The sequence below is a fragment of the Microcoleus sp. PH2017_09_SFU_O_A genome (assembly GCF_020738625.1).
Classification (GTDB): domain Bacteria; phylum Cyanobacteriota; class Cyanobacteriia; order Cyanobacteriales; family Microcoleaceae; genus Microcoleus.
In genome coordinates this window covers 64,186-83,804 of the sequence record NZ_JAEQCF010000017.1, presented here as the reverse complement: position 1 = coordinate 83,804, position 19,619 = coordinate 64,186, and the positions used below count along the sequence as shown (strand labels likewise).

At 45.7% G+C, this 19,619-nt stretch carries 14 protein-coding genes; 7 read left to right on the top strand and 7 right to left on the bottom strand.

Annotated features, from left to right (window positions below; all coding sequences use genetic code 11):
- The first annotated feature begins 523 nt into the window (after positions 1 to 523).
- Positions 524 to 1,990, top strand: coding sequence for an amidophosphoribosyltransferase (purF, locus tag JGK16_RS09380; protein ID WP_293176406.1), 1,467 nt, complete (start codon positions 524 to 526; stop codon positions 1,988 to 1,990).
- Positions 1,991 to 3,054: 1,064 nt separating this feature from the next.
- Complete coding sequence (locus JGK16_RS09375; RefSeq protein WP_293176404.1) at positions 3,055 to 4,131, top strand: DUF3474 domain-containing protein; 1,077 nt, start codon at positions 3,055 to 3,057, stop codon at positions 4,129 to 4,131.
- Positions 4,132 to 4,270: 139 nt separating this feature from the next.
- On the opposite strand, the gene JGK16_RS09370 is transcribed toward JGK16_RS09375, so the two are convergent.
- Positions 4,271 to 5,635 (bottom strand): calcium-binding protein, encoded by a 1,365-nt coding sequence (locus JGK16_RS09370; protein WP_293176402.1) that lies wholly within the window; start codon positions 5,633 to 5,635, stop codon positions 4,271 to 4,273.
- Between the two features lie 470 nt (positions 5,636 to 6,105).
- On the opposite strand from JGK16_RS09370, the gene JGK16_RS09365 reads away from it, so the two are divergent.
- A complete protein-coding gene (locus tag JGK16_RS09365; RefSeq protein WP_293176400.1) occupies positions 6,106 to 9,783 on the top strand; it encodes an NB-ARC domain-containing protein in 3,678 nt (1,225 codons plus the stop codon).
- Between the two features lie 5 nt (positions 9,784 to 9,788).
- Here JGK16_RS09365 and JGK16_RS09360 read toward each other — a convergent pair whose 3' ends face one another.
- Positions 9,789 to 10,688 (bottom strand): BTAD domain-containing putative transcriptional regulator, encoded by a 900-nt coding sequence (locus JGK16_RS09360; RefSeq protein ID WP_293190314.1) that lies wholly within the window; start codon positions 10,686 to 10,688, stop codon positions 9,789 to 9,791.
- Positions 10,689 to 11,160: 472 nt separating this feature from the next.
- On the opposite strand from JGK16_RS09360, the gene JGK16_RS09355 reads away from it, so the two are divergent.
- Positions 11,161 to 11,841 carry a calcium-binding protein gene (locus JGK16_RS09355; RefSeq protein WP_293195834.1) on the top strand — a complete coding sequence of 227 codons (681 nt, stop codon included), beginning with the start codon at positions 11,161 to 11,163 and terminating at the stop codon, positions 11,839 to 11,841.
- Positions 11,842 to 12,021: 180 nt separating this feature from the next.
- Here the strand turns inward: JGK16_RS09355 and JGK16_RS09350 are convergent, their stop codons facing one another.
- Together JGK16_RS09350 and JGK16_RS09345 are read right to left on the bottom strand one after the other, a co-directional pair.
- Positions 12,022 to 12,606 carry a hypothetical protein gene (locus JGK16_RS09350; RefSeq protein ID WP_293190334.1) on the bottom strand — a complete coding sequence of 195 codons (585 nt, stop codon included), beginning with the start codon at positions 12,604 to 12,606 and terminating at the stop codon, positions 12,022 to 12,024.
- A 482-nt stretch (positions 12,607 to 13,088) separates the two neighbouring features.
- Positions 13,089 to 13,478 (bottom strand): DUF1830 domain-containing protein, encoded by a 390-nt coding sequence (locus JGK16_RS09345; RefSeq protein WP_293176394.1) that lies wholly within the window; start codon positions 13,476 to 13,478, stop codon positions 13,089 to 13,091.
- A 375-nt stretch (positions 13,479 to 13,853) separates the two neighbouring features.
- Here JGK16_RS09345 and JGK16_RS09340 point away from each other — a divergent pair, with 375 nt between their 5' ends.
- The 3 genes from JGK16_RS09340 (at position 13,854) to JGK16_RS09330 (ending at position 17,242) form a co-directional block, all read left to right on the top strand.
- Entirely contained in the window at positions 13,854 to 15,434 is a 1,581-nt protein-coding gene (locus JGK16_RS09340; RefSeq protein ID WP_293176538.1) for a photosystem II high light acclimation radical SAM protein, read from the top strand.
- Positions 15,435 to 15,665: 231 nt separating this feature from the next.
- On the top strand, positions 15,666 to 16,571 hold the full coding sequence (locus JGK16_RS09335; protein WP_293176392.1) for an Rpn family recombination-promoting nuclease/putative transposase: 906 nt from the start codon (positions 15,666 to 15,668) through the stop codon (positions 16,569 to 16,571).
- A 71-nt stretch (positions 16,572 to 16,642) separates the two neighbouring features.
- Positions 16,643 to 17,242 carry a hypothetical protein gene (locus JGK16_RS09330; RefSeq protein WP_293176390.1) on the top strand — a complete coding sequence of 200 codons (600 nt, stop codon included), beginning with the start codon at positions 16,643 to 16,645 and terminating at the stop codon, positions 17,240 to 17,242.
- A gap of 100 nt (positions 17,243 to 17,342) precedes the next feature.
- On the opposite strand, the gene ruvX is transcribed toward JGK16_RS09330, so the two are convergent.
- The 3 genes from ruvX to JGK16_RS09315 form a co-directional block, all read right to left on the bottom strand.
- A complete protein-coding gene (gene ruvX / locus JGK16_RS09325; protein ID WP_293190310.1) occupies positions 17,343 to 17,735 on the bottom strand; it encodes a Holliday junction resolvase RuvX in 393 nt (130 codons plus the stop codon).
- A gap of 486 nt (positions 17,736 to 18,221) precedes the next feature.
- The gene (locus JGK16_RS09320; protein WP_293190308.1) at positions 18,222 to 19,343 is read right to left on the bottom strand and encodes a formylglycine-generating enzyme family protein; all 1,122 of its coding nucleotides are present in this window, start codon (positions 19,341 to 19,343) and stop codon (positions 18,222 to 18,224) included.
- A 58-nt stretch (positions 19,344 to 19,401) separates the two neighbouring features.
- Entirely contained in the window at positions 19,402 to 19,539 is a 138-nt protein-coding gene (locus JGK16_RS09315; protein WP_293202988.1) for a hypothetical protein, read from the bottom strand.
- Positions 19,540 to 19,619 lie beyond the last annotated feature (80 nt).

Below are 19,619 nucleotides of genomic sequence, written 5' to 3'. Positions count from 1 at the left end.
TAGACTGAAAAATTTATCTGCTCTGTGCTATTGACATAACTTGTCGTGTCAAAAATGATTTATATGGCCGCACAGATTCCCATGATGATATAGTATGTCAATCTCACACAAAAGTCAAGAGCGATCGCCATTAAATGCTAATATTTCAAACAGCCCGTGAAGCGTAGCTATCCCGTAGGAAATCGCCCTCGATATCTTAATCTTTGAAAAAGACCTATTTTCCCTACAAAATCTATCGATTTGCGAATCCCGAATTACTTATGCGGGTTTTCCCCCCGTTAGCGAAGCCCTCGAAGAGGATCGCCCCCCGTGAATAAACGCTACTATCAGAGATATGGGCGATCGATATTACAATCCCCTTAAACGCCCCACATCCCCAGCCAGAATGCCAAACAACTTGAAATTAATGTTCGATCCGTGGCAATATTAAGGAATTATTAAGTTATGCGACGCGATCGCAAACAAAACTTCCCGCTGAAACTTTCCCGCTAACCCACCGTTCCCATTAGGAGCCCACCCATCTATGATTCCCAACCATTCCTTCGAGGCTGACGAGCATTCTAGCAAACCAGACAAGCCCGAGGAAGCTTGCGGCGTTTTCGGTATCTACGCACCGGGTGAAGATGTCGCCAAGTTGACCTACTTCGGCTTGTATGCTTTGCAGCACCGAGGTCAGGAATCCGCCGGAATTGCTACTTTTGATGGTGAAACAGTCCACCTGCACAAGGAGATGGGACTGGTTTCCCAAGTCTTCAACGAATCGAATTTAGGTCATTTGCCCGGTAACTTAGCCGTAGGGCACACTCGCTACTCTACTACCGGCTCGTCCCGCGTGGTCAACGCTCAGCCTGTGGTTGTCGAAACTCGCTTGGGAAGTCTGGCTCTAGCACATAACGGGAATCTTGTCAATACTAAAGAATTGCGGGAAGAATTGCTGTCTCGGAAGTGCGAGTTTGTCAGCACGACGGATTCAGAGGCGATCGCAGTGGCGATCGGTTGGGAGGTAGACCAGGGCAAAGACTGGCTGGAAGCTGCGATCAGTGCCTTTGCTATGTGCCAAGGAGCCTTTAGTTTGACGATCGCCACCCCCCAAGGCGTCATGGGAGTCCGCGACCCCCACGGCGTCCGCCCGCTGGTAATTGGCACCCTCCCCACAACTCCGCAACGGTACGTTTTAGCATCGGAAACCTGCGGATTAGATATTATCGGTGCTGAATTTTTGCGGGACGTAGAACCGGGAGAATTAGTTTGGATTACAGAGGAAGGTATGGCTTCTTTCCACTGGAGTCAGCAGCAAAAACGCAAACTTTGCGTCTTTGAAATGATCTATTTTGCTCGACCAGACAGCATTATGGAAGGTGAAAATTTATATACCTACCGACTGCGGATCGGGCGGAGGTTGGCAGTCGAATCTCCGATTGATGCTGATATAGTCATCGGTGTTCCCGATTCTGGAATCCCAGCGGCGATCGGCTTTTCTCAAGCTTCCGGCATTCCTTACGCCGAAGGATTGATTAAAAATCGCTACGTCGGACGCACTTTTATTCAACCGACTCAGACAATGCGCGAGTCAGGAATCCGCATGAAACTCAACCCTCTCAAAGATGTGTTGGAAGGAAAGCGGGTCATTATTATCGACGATTCTATCGTCCGCGGCACTACCAGCCGCAAAATTGTCAAAGCCTTGCGGGATGCGGGCGCCACCGAAGTTCACATGAGAATTTCTTCGCCCCCAGTGACTCATCCTTGTTTTTACGGCATCGACACCGACAATCAAGATCAGTTGATTGCTGCTACCAAGTCCGTCGCCGAAATTGGCGTTCAAATTGGGGTGGATTCCTTGGCTTTCTTGAGCCGGGAAGGAATGCTGAGTGCGACTAACGAAGACACGAAAAGTTTTTGTTCGGCGTGTTTCACCGGCGATTATCCGATCGAGATTCCGGAAATGGTCAAACGGGCGAAGCTCTTATTAGAAAAGGCTGCAACCTAGAAAACCAAACAGCGAGAAAGCGATCGCCAGTCAGTAGATTTTAGATTTTAGATTTTAGATTTTAGATTTTAGATTCACACGGCTCGCACAGTGAATCTGATATCTAAAACTTTAGTCTAAAACTCTGCTGTATTCGCGACGATTGTTTAGCGCTTCTATCCGTTTTTGGGTAAGTAGGTGGGTGTAAATAAATCGGTTCATGTAACAGAACGTAAAGCAACCGTAACCCCTGCGTAGCCGCGTGCCTGCCCGTTGGCGAAGCCGCCCTGAAAGGGCTAGGGCTTATGCTTCGCTTCACTTCGTTTCGCTCTCTTCGGACATACTTGTGTATTTTCATACTCATCTACTTAGCTCGCTTTCCGCGATTTGTCGATTGAAAAAAATTTTCTGGTAAGTCATTGCCAGAGTGTGTGTAGAAATGTTAAATTAACTTAGCTCTAGCAACTCTGGCAGAATTTGTGAACTGTAGGGAGCGATCAGTTGGGTAGAACTCAATAGGCTTGGTTTAAGACAGATCCCCCCTAACCCCCGTTAAAAAGGGGGGACAAGAATCTTCTCAAAGTCCCCCTTCTTAAGGGGGATGCGAGGGGGATCTCCGGGCAATAAACAGTGTTAGCCCAAGCGTATTGAGGTAGAGCTTGATGTGAAACCCAAGACTCCGATTTGAGATTTCGGATTTGAGATTTGTCCTTGAATCTAAAATCGCCAATCTAAAATCGATCGGCTCAACCTACACTCTCGTTGACAATACCTGCTGGAAATGTTGTATGCTACCTGCGAACTGGAGATAGTTTCTCCAGAAAGTGCGATCTCAAATTGAAGTCGCATTTCGTACCAACAACGGACACATAGGATTTTTTCAGATAACAGGGTCGATCGCGCTAAATCTCCCCACACAAATATTCTACAAGCCAACTTGCTTGAGAATCGCGGGCGGGCGATTCATGCGGAACTAAAGAACTTTAGAAACCCTTGCAGAGTAAAAAATATGGCTCCTTGCGGGCTGAAAGTGAAAGTTAAAAGGCGGAATGCGGTTTCTCAAGTCAGCTTAAATCGGAAACTTCGTGCAATTAGATACTGTTCTCAATCAGCCGAGCAATACCAGCTCATCCTCTCGTACAAAAGAGTTACCTTTTACTCTTGGTGATGTCAAAGCAGCCATTCCAGCCCATTGTTTTGAACCCTCGGCTTGGAGATCTCTAGCTTATTTCTTTTTGGATCTTGGAATTATCGCAGGTTTATACGCGATCGCCTACAGCCTAGATTCCTGGTTATTTTATCCAATCTTCTGGTTCATGCAGGGAACCATGTTTTGGGCATTGTTTGTAGTCGGGCACGACTGCGGGCACGGTTCATTTTCTAAGAGCAAATGGCTCAACAACCTGATCGGACACCTTTCCCACGCACCCATTCTCGTACCCTTCCACGGTTGGCGGATCAGCCACAGAACCCACCACGCCAATACAGGCAGCTTGGACAACGATGAAAGCTGGTATCCAGTGTCGGAGAGCAAATACAATCAAATGCCCTGGTACGAGAAGCTGGGACGCTTTTATTTGATGTTATTTGCTTATCCAATTTATCTGTTTCGGCGATCGCCCGATCGGGTAGGTTCTCACTTCATGCCCGGTAGCCCGATTTTCCGTCCTTCCGAAAAAGCGGACGTATTGACGAGTTCCGCATCATTGGTATTGATGGTAGCCTTTTTGGGTGCGTTAACCTATCAATTTGGTTGGCTGTTTTTACTGAAGTTCTACCTAGTTCCCTACGTAATCTTCGTAATGTGGCTGGATTTGGTAACATTCCTGCACCACACAGAAGCCGATATTCCCTGGTATCGCGGAGATGACTGGTATTTCTTGAAAGGTGCGCTATCTACGATCGATCGCGATTACGGAATCATCAATTCCATCCATCACGACATCGGCACCCACGTCGCCCACCACATCTTCTCGACAATGCCGCACTATCACTTGAAGGAAGCCACAGAAGCCATCAAGCCACTGTTGGGCGATTATTATCGCAAATCAACCGATCCCATTTGGAAGAGCTTTATTCGCTCTTACTGGGATTGTCACTTTGTTTCCGATACAGGTTCTGGAGTTTACTACGAATCGCCTAACAGTCGGAAATCGAATTGAGTTAGCAGGTTAATTTAATAGTGGACAATTGACTATTGACAATTGTCCACTGTTTAAAACTCTTCCGACTCAAAAACCCGGTTTTGCAATAAAACCGGGTTTCTTTTATTTACATTTTTTCCAATCCCATACAACTTCCCTACGCCACAATCCGAATATTTGAAGCACTCAGCAGAGGAGCACCACCCGCTACGTTTCCAGGATTGAGATCCGCAATAAAACCGCCCTCTGCATCTCCGCCAACTAGGATAGAACCGTTGCGGTTAAAAGACAAATCGCCACTTACACGATTGTAAGTAATTTTGGCATTGCTTGAAAACTGTTCGATGAAACTATCTACAACTTCAAATTCCGAACTGAGTAACGTTCCACCAGCAGCAGTGATAAGAGTATCGAAAGTCTTTTTGGATAGAACGAATTTGTCGGAACTAACGCTGAAAGAAGTGACAGTATCAAGGCCAACATCGGAAGCAATAAATGCTCGACCAGTTTCGTAAAGGAATCGATCGGCACCAGCACCGCCAGTGAGCAAATCGTTACCAGATCCACCATTGAGAGTGTCATCGCCGCTGCCACCGGTGAGAGTGTCATTGGCACCTTCTCCATCCAAAAAGTCATTGCCACTGCCACCAATGAGGACGTTACTGCCAATTCCACCATCGAGGGTAACAGATCCTAAGGTAAAAGCTGAAGCATCAATGTTGCCGGGAATATTGTTACTTTGGAAGACAAACAGTTCAGCATTCTCAATTCCATTCAGGCTATCAACCCCCTCACCCGTCACGCTGGTGTTAGTCAGCACGATGTTACTTCCAACAGCATTCACCTTGACTCGATCGATTCCAGCACCACCATTGATGACATCATTACCAGCACCACCGTTGAGGATGTCATCGCCATTGTTACCATTGAGAATGTCAATGCCATCACCACCATTGAGAGTATCATTGCCATCAAGACCGTTAATTGTATCATCCCCTGCTAAGCCACTCAAACTGTTATTAGCGGCATTACCGAGAATGCTATTCCCAAGGGCATTGCCAGTGCCGTTGATGTTAGCAGTTCCCACCAAAGTCAATCTTTCGATGTTGTTTGGTAGAGTGAAGCTGATAGGAGAATTAACGATGTCATTGCCTTCATTAGCCTGCTCGATAAAGGTGGCATTAAGTGAGCCGACACTGTAGGTATCGTTTCCGGGGCCGCCAGCGATAGTATCTGCACCTAAGCCTCCGTTAAGTACATCGTCGCCCGCACCACCATTGAGGCTGTCATTGCCCGTGCCTCCAAAAATATCCCCAACGAGAACGTCATTGCCTCCTCCACCGATCAGGGTGTCATTGCCAACTGCACCCAGAAGTTGGTCATTGCCCAATCCACCGAGGAGGGAATCATCGCCACCGTTACCATTGACAGTATCATCGCCTGCGAGGGCATCGATGAAGTTATTCGCTGCATCACCAAGAATTAAGTCGTTACCAGGGGTTGGGTTTCCGATAATCGCCATGATTTTGTTTCTCCTTATTTGTTTAGGTTTGAATGTTTCTCTTTTGTTACAAACTCAAGAAAATCATCCAAATGAATGATTGACAATTGAGCGACTCTTGCTGCGTACAATGCAAGTTTTGTTTCGCTCTAGACCCAAGTTAAGCAATCAGCTTTGATATGACGACAAGAAAAGGCCGTAAAAAGTCAGGAATAAATAGTCTGAAAAAGTCAGTACGATTAAGATTGGCAAGTTCGATGACCATTGTTCGTCCGCTGGCGGGCGATAAATGTTGAGATCGCTATTTTTGTAAAAACATAGAAAAATCTTGTTAAAGTAAGAGGACTCAGATTTTGCATCCACAGACTAGGCAGGCGAGATACTTACCTGCAAGAGGTTAATTTTTCTTGTGAGATGGGCTGGAAAACTTATCTCACGTAAAATAAGAAAAGCAAGATATCAGAAGACTAATTTAGGAGTGCTGTAAAGCCATGACTGTGGAAGAAGCACTGAAAATTTTAGATAGTGCGATCGCGCCAACTTCTCTGAGCAACATCCAAGAGATCGTATTTCGCCAATCTTGGGAAGGGCTATCTTATTTAGATATTGCTGGTAGCGCTGGCTATGATGCTAGTTATATAAAAGATGTGGGTTACAAGTTATGGCAACTACTCAGTCAAGCACTTGGAGAAAAGGTTACTAAAAGCAATCTTCAAGCAGTAATAGGGCGGCGAGCGCGTCAGGTATCCGTAGAATCATCCAGCACAGAGATACAAAAAATACAGCCACTGCAACAGCAAATTCAACAACAAGAATTTTCTACACACCGCCACTGGGGAGAAATCGTTGATGTCTCCGCATTCTACGGCCGAAATCAGGAATTAGCGCGACTGCAACAATGGATTGTGAGCGACTCCTGCCGTTTGGTTGCCTTGATTGGAATGGGTGGAATTGGCAAAACGTCACTGGCTGCAAAACTCGCGATCGCACTTCAAAATAACTTTGACTTCCTGATCTGGCAATCCTTACGCAACGCGCCACCAATTGAAGATGTATTGTTAAATTTGATTCAAATCCTTTCTGGGCAGCAAGAAACTGCACTCCCGACATCGCTGTCGGCTCAAATTTCTCAATTAATGGGATATTTACGTGCCTCACGCTGTCTTTTAATCCTGGATAACCTTGAGGCAATTCTCGGCAGTAATGATGGCGCAAAGTCCCCCGCAAATTTATCCAGCCCAGAAGCACAAAGACAGGCAGGATGCCTGCCAAACCAGAGTTTTCCCACAGGTATAGTAGAACAATATCGAGAAGGTTACGAGGGATATGGGGAACTTCTGACACGAGTGGGAAGCGAAGGGCATTCCAGTTGTCTGCTATTAACAAGTCGGGAAAAACCCACAACTTTGATGCCGTTGGAAGGCGAAAACTCACCTGTGCGAACCTTACCCTTAATAGGCTTAAGTTCCGAGGAAGTGCAAAATATTTTACAAGCCAATGGGTGTTTTTCCACAACAGAAACAGATTGGGTAAATTTAACTCAACATTATTGCGGAAATCCCCTAGCGCTCAAAATTGTCTCCACAACCGTGCGAGATTTATTTGATGGCAATATTACCAACTTTTTGGAGCATGGAGCGATCGCGTTTGGAGATATCAATATTCTGCTCGACGGGCAATTTCGTCGTTTGTCAGACTTGGAAAAGCAGATCGTGTATTGGCTGGCGATCGATCGAGAATGGATAACGCTTGCCGAGTTACGGGCGGATTTTGTTTCCCTCCCTTCACAATCTAAACTGCTGGATGCTTTGTTGTCGCTAAGAGGGCGATCGCTGATCGAAAAAAATGCCGGACAATTCACCTTGCAACCTGTGGTGATGGAGTACGTTACCGAACAGTTGATCGAGCGGTTCGAGCGGGAAATTCAGTCGCAGAATCTAGATTTATTCATAACCCACGCCCTGATTAAAGCCGAGGCTAAAGATTACGTCAGAGAAAGCCAAACTCGCTTAATTTTAGCACCGTTTGCCGAACGACTAATCGGCGAATACCGCTCTAATAAAGAGGTCGAATATCAACTAAATCAGGTTTTGTTTCGGATGCGATCGCAATTTCCTAACTCAGTGGGATATGCGGGTGGCAATTTGATTAACCTGTTACTTCAATTAAAAATAAATTTAAGCGACTATGATTTCTCGTACTTGAGTATCTGGCAAGCTTATCTGATTGGTACCAACTTGCATCGAGTGAACTTTGCCAATTCCGATCTATCTAAATCCGTTTTTACCAGCAATTCAAATGGGGCTGTATCTGTTGCCTTTAGCTCCGATGGTAATTTTTTGGCAGTCGGCAATGCGGATGGTAAGATTCGAGTCTGCCGCACCCAAGATTATCGAGATTTTCTCACCTGTGAAGGACACACCAGTTGGATTGCTCGTGTTGCTTTCAGTCCGAACAATCAAACTTTAGCAAGTGCCTCTTTTGACCATACCGTCAAGTTATGGGATTTGGCTACTGGTGAGTGTATTCAAACATTAAGAGAGCATACCGGATGGGCGGATTCTGTTGTATTTAGTCCAGACGGTCGAACCTTAGCTAGTGGTAGTTGGGACTGCACAATTAAGTTGTGGGATGTGGCAACGGGTGAATGTTTAAAGACGCTTCAGGGACATACCAATTTTGTAACATCGGTGATTTTTAGTCCCGAAGGTAAACTTTTGGCGACTTGTAGTTACGACAAAACTATAAAATTGTGGCTGCTTGAAACAGGGGAAATTATTAACACATTGCAAGGGCATACACACATCATTCGGTCGATTGCTTTTAGTCCAGATAATCAAACTCTGGTCAGTGGCAGTTGGGATGGTACTGTTCGCTTGTGGGAGATTTCTACAGGACAATGTTTAAAGATTTTGCGGGGACATACCGATCCTGTTGCAGGAGTCGCGTTTAGTCCCGATGGTTGCGCGATCGCTAGTGCCAGTTATGATTGCACGGTTCGACTCTGGGATGTTGCGACTGGACTGTGTTTCAAAATTATGCAGAAACACTGCGGTTGGATCTGGTCGATCGCATTTCACCCGCAAGGTCATACTCTAGCAAGTGGTAGCTTAGATTGCACCGTCACGCTCTGGAATCGGGAAACAGGAGAATCATTCAGGACGCTGCACGGCTACAGCGCTGGGATTAAATCGCTTGCTTTTAGTCCAGATGGACAGTTATTAGCCAGCGGTAGCGATGACACAACACTCAAATTATGGGATGTCCAATCTGGTGAGTGCAGCAAAACACTGCAAGGACATACAAATTGGGTTTGGTGGGTTGCCTTCAGTCCAGATGGTCAAATGCTTGCTAGCAGCAGTAATCGTGGCATTATCCGCTTGTGGGATGTCGCTACAGGTCAATTGCTGCGGGTAATGCAGGGGAGTACAAGCATTCCGAATGTCGTGTTTGCCATTAGCTTCAGTCCAGACGGTCGCACATTGGCAAGTAGCGATAATGCTCATACTCTCCGATTGTGGAACGTTCAGACTGGTGAATGCTGCCAAATTCTGTCAGATAATTGTCGTGCTTGGTCAGTTGCTTTCAGTCCAGATGGCACAATTTTAGCCAGTGGCAGCGATGATAGACTGGTGAGATTGTGGGATGTGCGTTCTGGGGAATGTTTCAAAACCCTTTCAGGTCATACCAGTTTGCTGTTTTCGGTTGCTTTTAGCCCAGATGGAAAGATTCTAGCAAGTAGCGGTGACGACAAAACGGTAAAACTGTGGGATGTTGAGTCTGGAGAATGTCTGAAAACCTTGCAAGGTCACGCAGCTTTAGTTTGGTGCGTGCGGTTTAGTTTAGATGGGCGAATTTTGGTCAGCGGCAGTCACGATAAAACAATTAAGTTGTGGGATGTGTGCTCCGGGGAATGTGTTAAAACCATCCAGAACTATACATCTGAAGTTTGGGCGATCGCAATTTCTCCCGATGGTAAGACCATAGCCAGCGGCAGCGCCGATGGAGCTATTAATCTGTGGGAAATGGAGACGGCAGAATCTGTTGGAAATATGCGATCGCCCAGGATTTATGAAGGCATGAATATTGCAGGTGTCACGGGTATAACCGATGCTCAAAAATCAACACTCAAGGCGCTCGGAGCAGTGGAAATTGCGAATAGTTATTAGTTATATCATGTCTGCCGTCCGCACTGTCCCACTACCGCTAAGGATTCTCGAACCGAGTGCTGAGAAACCGCAGAGATGGATAGTAGATTCACCCGATCGAACTCTGCACTCGCCCGGCCAGGAAATGTGCCCGATCGAATCGCTTCCCATAAGGCGATCGTTGCGGGTTCAGGTTCAGTGGCTAATTCTTGTTCGAGAACCTGACAACAGCGATCGTACTGCTTCAAAGCAGCCGTGCGCCGCCCGCACTGTGCCAAAATCCGTATCAAACATTGATGGGCTGATTCATTCCAGGGTTCTAGTTGAAGCTGCCGTTGAACGTAATGTTGTGCTTTTTGATAGTTATGCTGGTGTTCGTAGTGTGTGACAAGTGCCATACAGGCGTTGACAACAAATTCGTGGAAGCGTTGGCGATTCAGCATCACCCATGCTTCAAAAGCTTCGCTATCTGGAAGTTGAATGCGATCGAGAAACGCTCCCCGATACAAAGCAACTGCTTGTTCTAAATCAGACACGCATTCTGGATCGAGTTCACCACCGGCATAGGAATGTTCGCTGTGACCATCAAGCAATTGAGTTAATATAGCGACATCAGACGTATGCTCGCCCGCAGGATTAAACTGAATCGTATTGCGCGTGGTGAGAAATAGCGGTGAGTGAACCGTCGAATCTGCTAGCAGATGGCGGAGCGTGCATAAGGCTTTGCGAAGATTGCTGCGAGCGTTTGACTCGCACCGATCTGACCACAACAGCGCAGCCAGAGAATCGCGGTGATGGGGATAGCTTGATTCGATCGCTAAATAAGCAAACAGCGCCCGCACTTTCTCATAGGGGAAATTCAGGATTGGCTGCCCGTTCACCATTACTTGCATTTGTCCGAGCAATGCTAACGCTAATCGAGTCATAATATTGTGCCTCTTACAAAAACTTAATTGAGTGAATAGTGTGTGATTTGGGTCAATTCCCAGAACTTAAATTGTGCGTTTGAGTCAGTTATCTTTGCTGGAGATACCAATTCTAAAAACTCTTGCTACACTCTGCATCCTTGGCTTGATTTCAGGCAATCAACCTACTCTTTTTACTGTTGCATGAGTTTTAGGGAATAGTATTAGTATCAGCGGGTTTATTTGACCTGATAAACCCAAGTTAAACGAATGCACTGACAATGCCAGCCAGAAAAAGTCATAAAAAGTCGTATGTATTCATTCAGGAGCAGACAAAGTACCCACAGAGGTACTGAGGAAAAAGATGATCTTTATAAAATTGCTGAGTTTGGCAATGGGAGCCAAAACAGTAAAGCCAGAAATTTTTACCAATTCACGATCGATTCACGCTGCTGTGGACGATGCGTAGACGATGCCTTGTTAGGTTCTACACATGACTGAATTAACAAGAAACAGGAAACCCAACATGGATATTACAGGTACTAACGGCAACAACAATCTGATCGGCTCTTTACAAGCTGATACAATCAGGGGACTTGGAGGAAACGATTTCATTCAAGGTCTTGACGGAGACGATCGCATCTTTGGTGATAACGGTGGTGCAGCCCTGCCGAGCGATGGTAATGACACAATCTTTGCTGGAAACGGAAATGATAACGTCCAGGGTAATGGTGGCAATGACGTACTTTTCGGTGGTACTGGCAACGATCAGTTGAGCGGTGGCCAAGGCAACGATGTCTTGAATGGTGAGGCGGGCTCAGATTTCCTAACGGGGGGATTGGGCAATGACACCTTGAATGGCTTCGGCAATCAATCTGGTTCTCAAGTTGACGATCTTCTTGGTGGAGGTGGTGCAGATACCTATGTGCTTGGCAATTTCTCCACTGCCTTCTACACTGCATCCAACCAATTCGCGCTGATCCGAGGTTTTGCACCGGGTGAGGGCGACAAGATTCAGATTAAGGGCAGTCTGTCTCAGTACACGCTAAGGAAGGATCGTGACCTTCAACTGGGGGGCAGCGCATTTGACACGGAGATTCTGTTAAACGGAAACCGGATTGCTGTTATTCAAGACACGATCAATGTGCCTAATTCCTCGTTCTTTAGCGTTTAGGGATCTGCTCGAAATAAAGGATCCATAATCGAGTCATGCAGGGTGCATGACGCCATATAACACACCAACATATAGCGTTTTATAGAGGCAATCCACTCGTGGTTGCCCCTATTTCTTTGATGGTTGCGTCCAGGACTGACCGATTAGCAATTACCGATTACCAATTATTACTTGAAATTCTTAACTTTTTATGCTAATCGCCGTTGCGATCGTCCACGCATCCACCAACAGCAACAACAGCGTACATAAAAGTAAAATAAGATACATCCAAGGTTGAGACAAAGGGCGAACATCTCTAGTATCAATACCCGTTTTCGCTTGCACCAAACGCACTAATTTAGCAAATCCAGCCACCCGCATCGGCAACAAATAACCTTCACCCGCATGACTCAAAAAATAGTACACTAAACCTCCTTGACCGGTCGATCGAGGTTTAAGAGCCTTCACCTCAGTCCAAGGAAGATCCCAACCCCTGCGAAACACGCGCGGAAACCAGTTCGGATAGGTAACTTCAATCACCTCCTCGGTGAGGATTACCCGTTCGCTGAGCACGCCGTAAAGGCCCGCTGCGCCGATCGCAATTGCCACCCAGAGTGCAGCGGGCGGAACGGGTGCTTTCGTTACCTCCGACAGAAACGGTAACGGAATACTCAGGGCGAAGTACAAACTCAACAGCGTGATTCTAATCAGCGGAGAAAGCCGGAATACTGCCGGCTCAAATACTGGGGGGGAAGATGGCGAAAGTGCGATCGGTTCTGCTGACATGGCTGAAATTATAGCAGTGGACAGTGGACAGTTGACAGTTGACAGTTGCAGAACCCGAATCAAATCATTGATGCAGCACGGGTATCGGCTATATTCATGAAGTTTTGAGCCGTAGGGTGCGTCGCCATTAAAAATCCCCAAATAAAAATCGCTCGTCTAATAGCGACGCACCTATACTTGTGAATAGTCGAGCAAACAAACTCAATAATTATGTACCAATACTTGAAAGAAATGGTATAAGGTGCGTCGCCACTCGAAAAGTCGATTAAATGGGAGGGATTGTTGATGGATCCGCACCCTACAAATACTCAGGCAAATATGCAAAACATGACTATATTTGCACTGTTGACTTTCGAGCTAAAATTCTATTCAGAAACTTTGATTTTTAACTGTTGAGTTTTTACCGATTTGCAGGAGTTGGAATCTTGAGTGCCCAGTTATCAATTAACGGACAATTTATAACTCAAAACTCACAACTTATATTAATCAACGGCTGTTAATGCGGGTACTGTCAAAGGTTCTGAGATTTCTCGGGATTTGGGGCGGCCGGCCATCATGGCGCGATCGCCCTGAGCTTTGCCTCGGGATCTGCTAGGATTGACGCTTGAATAAGGGCCTTCGTTAATCTGCAAGCGATCGCAAGGAATTTTATCCGACAAAATTGCACTGGCCATCATCCCGGTGTGAATTTCCAATGCTGCGGCCCGCATCGCTTCAAAGACTAAACGCTGTCCGGGAAACACCACTCGTTCAAAATACCAGTTAGGAATGTTGCAGATGCGAGCAATCTGAATTTGACTCGTGGCGTTGACGTAGCAGCAGAGAATTTTGCTGTCGGCGTCTGAGGGTACTGGGTCAAGAATTTGAGCCATAAATGCTGAGGGGCTTTGCCTAAAAGTTTTAGTTATCTTCTCAGGCTAACATCTTGCGATCCCGGCCTACTGTAAAGCCGACTACCAACTGAATAACAGATGAGAGACCGATCGCACCTCATACTTGTCTTTACCCAAAAAAATACCAAATTTTTGACTTTTTCCGGCGATTTTCGGTCAATATACGCTGTATTTGCTTAAAATTTAACTTTTTTCTGCTGCGATCGCCCATCGACACCCACCAGCTCACCCTTAAGCCTCTTAGCAAAATTTAAGAATATTTAATATTAAATTGCGAAAATTAGATTGAATGTAAAGTTATATTAAAAGAATATAAACATAGTTAAAAAAGTTCCACATTAGGATATGGCAATCATGGAAAGCCGAGAAAACCGAGTTTTGTACGTTCGCCTCCCTTGCAATCCCATTTTCCCGATCGGAGTTGTGTACCTTTCGGATCACGTGCACAAGCTGTTTCCCGATGTCCAACAGCGGATTTTCGACTTAGGCGCGGTGCCCCCGCTGGATTACGCTAAAGGTTTGGATGCGATCGTAGATGAGTTTAGGCCAACGCTGTTAGTTTTCTCTTGGCGGGACATTCAAATTTACGCGCCCGTGGGCGGTAGAGGCGGAAATCCGCTGCAAAATGCCTTCGAGTTTTACTACGCCAAAAATCCCCTAACCAAGTTCCGGGGAGCTCTCGGAGGATTGCGTTTGGCCACGTCCTACTACACCGAACTCTGGCGCAATCTGGGACTGCTTAAGCGCGGATTGAAGCGGGCCCGGAAATACCATCCGGAAGCGCGCGCAGTCGTCGGTGGCGGTGCTGTGAGCGTGTTTTACGAGCAGTTGGGCCGCAGCTTGCCGGCCGGGACTGTGGTTTCGGTGGGCGAAGGCGAGGCTTTGCTGGAGAAGTTGATTAAAGGCGAAGATTTGGCACAGGAAAGGTGTTATGTAGTAGGAGAAACTGTACCGCGCGATCGACTAATTCACGAAAAGCCAGCCAACATCGAGAAAACTGCTTGCAACTATAACTACATCGAGAGCATTTGGCCAGAATTTTCCTATTATCTACAGGATATGGACTTCTACCTCGGAGTCCAAACCAAGCGCGGCTGTCCTCACAATTGCTGTTACTGCATCTATACGGTGATTGAAGGGAAGCAAGTGCGGATCAATCCGGCGGATGAGGTGGTGGCGGAGATGCGCCAATTGTACGATCGAGGTATCCGCAATTTCTGGTTTACCGACGCTCAATTTATCCCGGCGCGCAAATTCATCGATGATGCGATCGAATTATTGCAAAAAATCATCGCCGACGGCATGAGTGACATCCACTGGGCTGCTTACATCCGTGCGGACAATCTCACACCCGAATTGTGCGATTTGATGGTAAAAACGGGAATGAATTACTTTGAAATCGGCATCACCAGCGGTTCCCAAGAACTTGTTCGTAAAATGCGGATGGGCTACAACTTGCGAGTAGTTTTGGAAAATTGCCGCGATTTAAAAGCCGCCGGTTACAACGATGTAGTTTCGGTAAATTACTCATTCAACGTCATTGACGAAACCCTTGAAACCATCCGCCAAACAATTGCCTATCACCGGGAATTAGAGCGGATTTTCGGAGTCGATAAAGTAGAACCAGCGATTTTCTTTATCGGGTTACAGCCGCACACAATTTTAGAAGAATACGCCTTCAAAAAAGATATTCTGCAACCCGGTTACGATCCGATGAGTTTGATGCCTTGGACAGCGCGCAAACTGCTGTGGAATCCCGAACCTTTGGGCTCGTTTTTCGGACAAATTTGTTTAGAAGCTTGGCAGCGAAATTCCAATGATTTCGGCCGCGAAGTGATGGCGATTTTGGAGGAAAAACTCGGCTGTGCGGATTTGGAAGCAGCTTTGACTGCACCTGTTGAAATCAAAGACAAACAGTTAACTGCTGTTCGTTGATTTCCTGGTTTGTAGTGAGGACTTCAGTCCTTCCAAATTAAGATAAGCCGGACTAAAGTCTTTACGACAAAAAGGTTCGTAGTGAGGACTTTAGTCCTTCAAGAAGGTTCGTAGTGAGGACTTCAGTCCTTCGGAAATTAAAACAAACCGGACTAAAGTCCTTACTACGAACCTAATTTTTTCACATTGTCAACACTTGGAAAACAGAATCATAAATAGGAGATAAACATCATGACTTTTATCGACCCCAGAACGGATTTTGCATTTAAAAGAATATTTGCTTCCGCAGAAAGTAAACCTATTCTGATTAGCTTTCTCAACGGTCTGATTTATCAAGGCAATCCCACAATTCAAGATTTACAAATGATCGATCCGTATCAAGCCGGAGAAGTTGTGGGATTGAAAGACTCGTATTTAGATGTCAAAGCAACCCTAGATAACGGGACGATCGTGATTATCGAAATGCAAGTTTTGAATGTTAAAGCCTTTGAAAAACGGATTGCCTACAATGCAGCGAAAGCTTACGGAAATCAACTCACGCGGGGCAAGGGCTACTTCAGTTTAGACCCAGTAATTGCCATCACAATTACGGATTTTATTTTGTTTGAAAACACCAATAAAATTATTTCGCGTTTTTCTTTTAAAGAAGAAGAGGAACATTTTGATTATATCTGTCCGACAATGACGCTAATTTTTGTGGAGTTACCAAAATTTAATAAGTCTGTTGATGAGTTAGAATCTCTATCTGACAAGTGGATTTATTTTATCAGAGAAGCACCAAATTTGGAAATGGTTCCAGAATCGCTGGAAACAACTGCACCGATTCAGCAAGCTTTTGGTATTGCTAATACCGTGAACCTCAGTCGCAAAGAATTAGATCAATTGGAAGCACAGGTATTTTATCTCCAAGATCAGCAAAGGTCTATAGAAGAAGCCTTAGAAACCGGAGCTCAGCGGGGTCAAATTAATACTGTGATTCGTTTGCTGGAACGAAAGCTGGGAACGTTGGATGAGTCAATTAAATCTAGAATTGCACAGTTATCTAGCGATCGAATCGATAGTTTGACAGAAGCTGTGCTTGATTTTAATAGCGCGGAAGATTTGGTGAGTTGGTTGCAGGAAATGGGCGATCGATAGTAAAAAGTCAGAGTGCGCCTTGCGTATCTTGTCTATAGCATTTTCAATTTCATAAAGAGCGATCGCACATTATGCCTTACAGTCAATTCACAATTACTAAAGCTAAAAAAGACTTTCAGTTAACTATCGTGGAGGGAACTCGGTTTTTTCCTGAGGTGGAATCAATTAATCCCAGTCCGAGATTGACTAGCGAATTAGAAGATTTGCCTTGGACGATCGCAGTTGGTTCCGAAAAAGCGAGATCGGAAGCCCTTGTCTACCCAGTTTTGCAAGAAGTCCGGCGCTTGATGAACCGCCAAATCAGTTTATTTTCGGGACGGGAATTTAATGTTGACCCCAGTTGCGATCTTACCGGATACGTCGATTTTTTAATTAGCCGATCGCCCGAACAGCTTACCGTTGAAGCGCCCGCGATCGTAGTTGTGGAAGCAAAAAAAGCCGATTTGAACGAAGGGATCGGTCAATGTATTGCTGAAATGGTAGCAGCACAGCGCTTTAACGAAGCAGCAGAACACCCGATCGCAACTATCTACGGTTGTATCAGCAGCGGCACTCAATGGCGTTTTCTCAAGCTTTCAGGAACCACAGTGGCGATCGATCTTACCGATTATCCGCTGCTTCCCGTGGAAACCATTTTAGGATTCTTGGTGTGGATGGTTCAACAGACTTAGCTAGATTTCACTTATTCAGTAAAAAATAGGATTTCGCACTAAACCCAAAGTTTTTAGAACTTGCTTAAAAACCTCGCTGTCAACTGTCAACTGTCAACTGTCAACTGTTTAAATATCTTTCAATTAGGACGATCGCCACAATATCATCTACAGGCCGCGGCGGAGTCCGCATTCCCTGGGGAATCAAGCGAGAAATTCCCGTCGCAGGGTACATTTCCCAGTAACGATCCTTCGCTTCTAGACTGCTGAACCTCTCGTCAATCTGCACAATTTTTATAAAGGGCGACAAACTCTGCGTCAGTTTTTGTTTCCAACTTTTGGAAGTTGTTTGGTCTCCCATGACTAATAACTCAATGGGAAACTGTTTGCACAGTGATTGAATGGTAGATATTGCTTCGTCGGACAGCACTACTTGATGGTAGCAGATGTTCTTATCTCTACCCATCACGGCGATGCCGCACTTGTCTTTCCCCGGATCGAAACCTAAAATCATATTTATGAGTCCTGTGTTATTAAGTTTGTAGTTGCGCTGTTGTAGTCGAGGAAACCCATCGCCAACCTATATCTAATCTGATACTTGCATTTCTGAATGTCTCTAAATCTTTGCGGGCGATCGCACTTATTTTGCTTGACTTTTTTGTGGGATTGACATATTATATCATCATGGGAATCTGTGCGGCCATATAATGCCTAAAATCAGAAACCGGGTTTTTGTCACAATCTTTGCTTTCCCGTTTTAATTTATCGAAAAAACTCGGTTTCTTTGACTCCCCGCGCAAAAACCGGGTTTCTTTCACCCTTGTGCAGGCGGTGCGTCGCTGTGAGATTGTCGATTTGATTTGCAAATTGCAGATGGCGACGCACCCTACTATTTTGAATCGCGTGCAAAGATGAGTGCAAAAAAAAATTAAAGCGCGCGCAAGAGGGTAAAGAGGAAACAGGGAAAAAAGCTAAAGGGCTAAAGAGTAGAAAAGAGTCCTCACACACAAGACAGGGAGGAAGGGACAGCCAAAGCTACCGCTACCCGAAAACCCCCGTCCCCGTGCCCGCGGCCCGAGATGTAGCAGCGGTAGGCAGCACGGCAATAGAGCGCATGGTAGTTCCACGAACCTCCACGCACCACACGGTAATCATTTGTTCCAGTTTTCCAAAAACTTCCGTCAGTCGGTGCGCCGTCATAGTTATCGTGTTCCTTATCGCTGCACCATTCGCCAACCTGACCGTGCATATCATAAAGTCCAAAGGGATTCGGAGGAAAACTCCCCACATCCATTGTTTGGTGGCGGCCAAATCCCATCGGTGCACCACCGAAGGGATAACTCCCGTCATAATTAGCTAAATCCGGGGTAATTGTCTCGCCAAAATAGAAAGGTGTTATAGTTCCGGCGCGACAAGCATATTCCCATTCAGCTTCCGAAAGTAAGCGATAAATCTTGCCTGATTTTTCAGAAAGTTTCCGGCAGAATGCTACAGCCTCATGCCAGCTTACACTTTCTACAGGACGTTTTTCACCTTTAAAGCGCGATGGATTATTTCCCATCACTGCTTGCCACTGTGCTTGGGTGATGGGGTATTTTCCTGCATAAAAAGTCGGTACTATTACTTGAGGCGGCGGACTTTCGTTATCGTACCTAGCTGATTTTGTTGCTGGCCAACCCATCATAAATGTGCCTCCGGGAATGTAAACCATTTCGATCACAACTCCATTACCTAAGTCTTCCGGGAAGTAATGAGCAAAAGACTTTCTACGACTGTTTTCTTTTCCTTCAGCATCCACTGTGATGACATCAAATTCAAATGTAGGGAGATAGTCTTGAAACGGAGGTTTAATCTTTAAGTCATCTCTATATTTCAGGAGTGAATAGGCAGCCAATTTCACCTGCATCGATTCATCGTGCAATGCTTGAATTATCAAATCTAAGCCAGCTTCTCCATATTTGAGTGCTTCGGAGAGTGCGGCGATTCTCGCTTCGACAATGGGTGAGGCTAAGCGGCTTTTAACACCGGGAATGCCTCCGAGTACCGCAGCATTGACAGGAATTGAATTTTGACCGCCACGGACGGCATCGTATTCTCTGGGTTCATTTTTATTCTCTGACATTACACCGCACTGTCCTGCATTTTAATTGAGTAAAATTTTGTTTTGTGATGTCAATATCTCAGGGATCGATTCTTAATTTCTCTCTTTGACCTTTTAGCGGTGCGGTGCGTCGCTGTGAGATTGTTGGTGGTGCTTCCAGATTTTTGGTGGCGACATACCCTACGATTGCTATATATATGGCGACACGGATTCCCATGATTTAATGATATGTCAATGGCGCGAAAATGTCAAGCAAAATTGCGGTTCGATCGCCCAAAATATTTCATCAAATTCGAT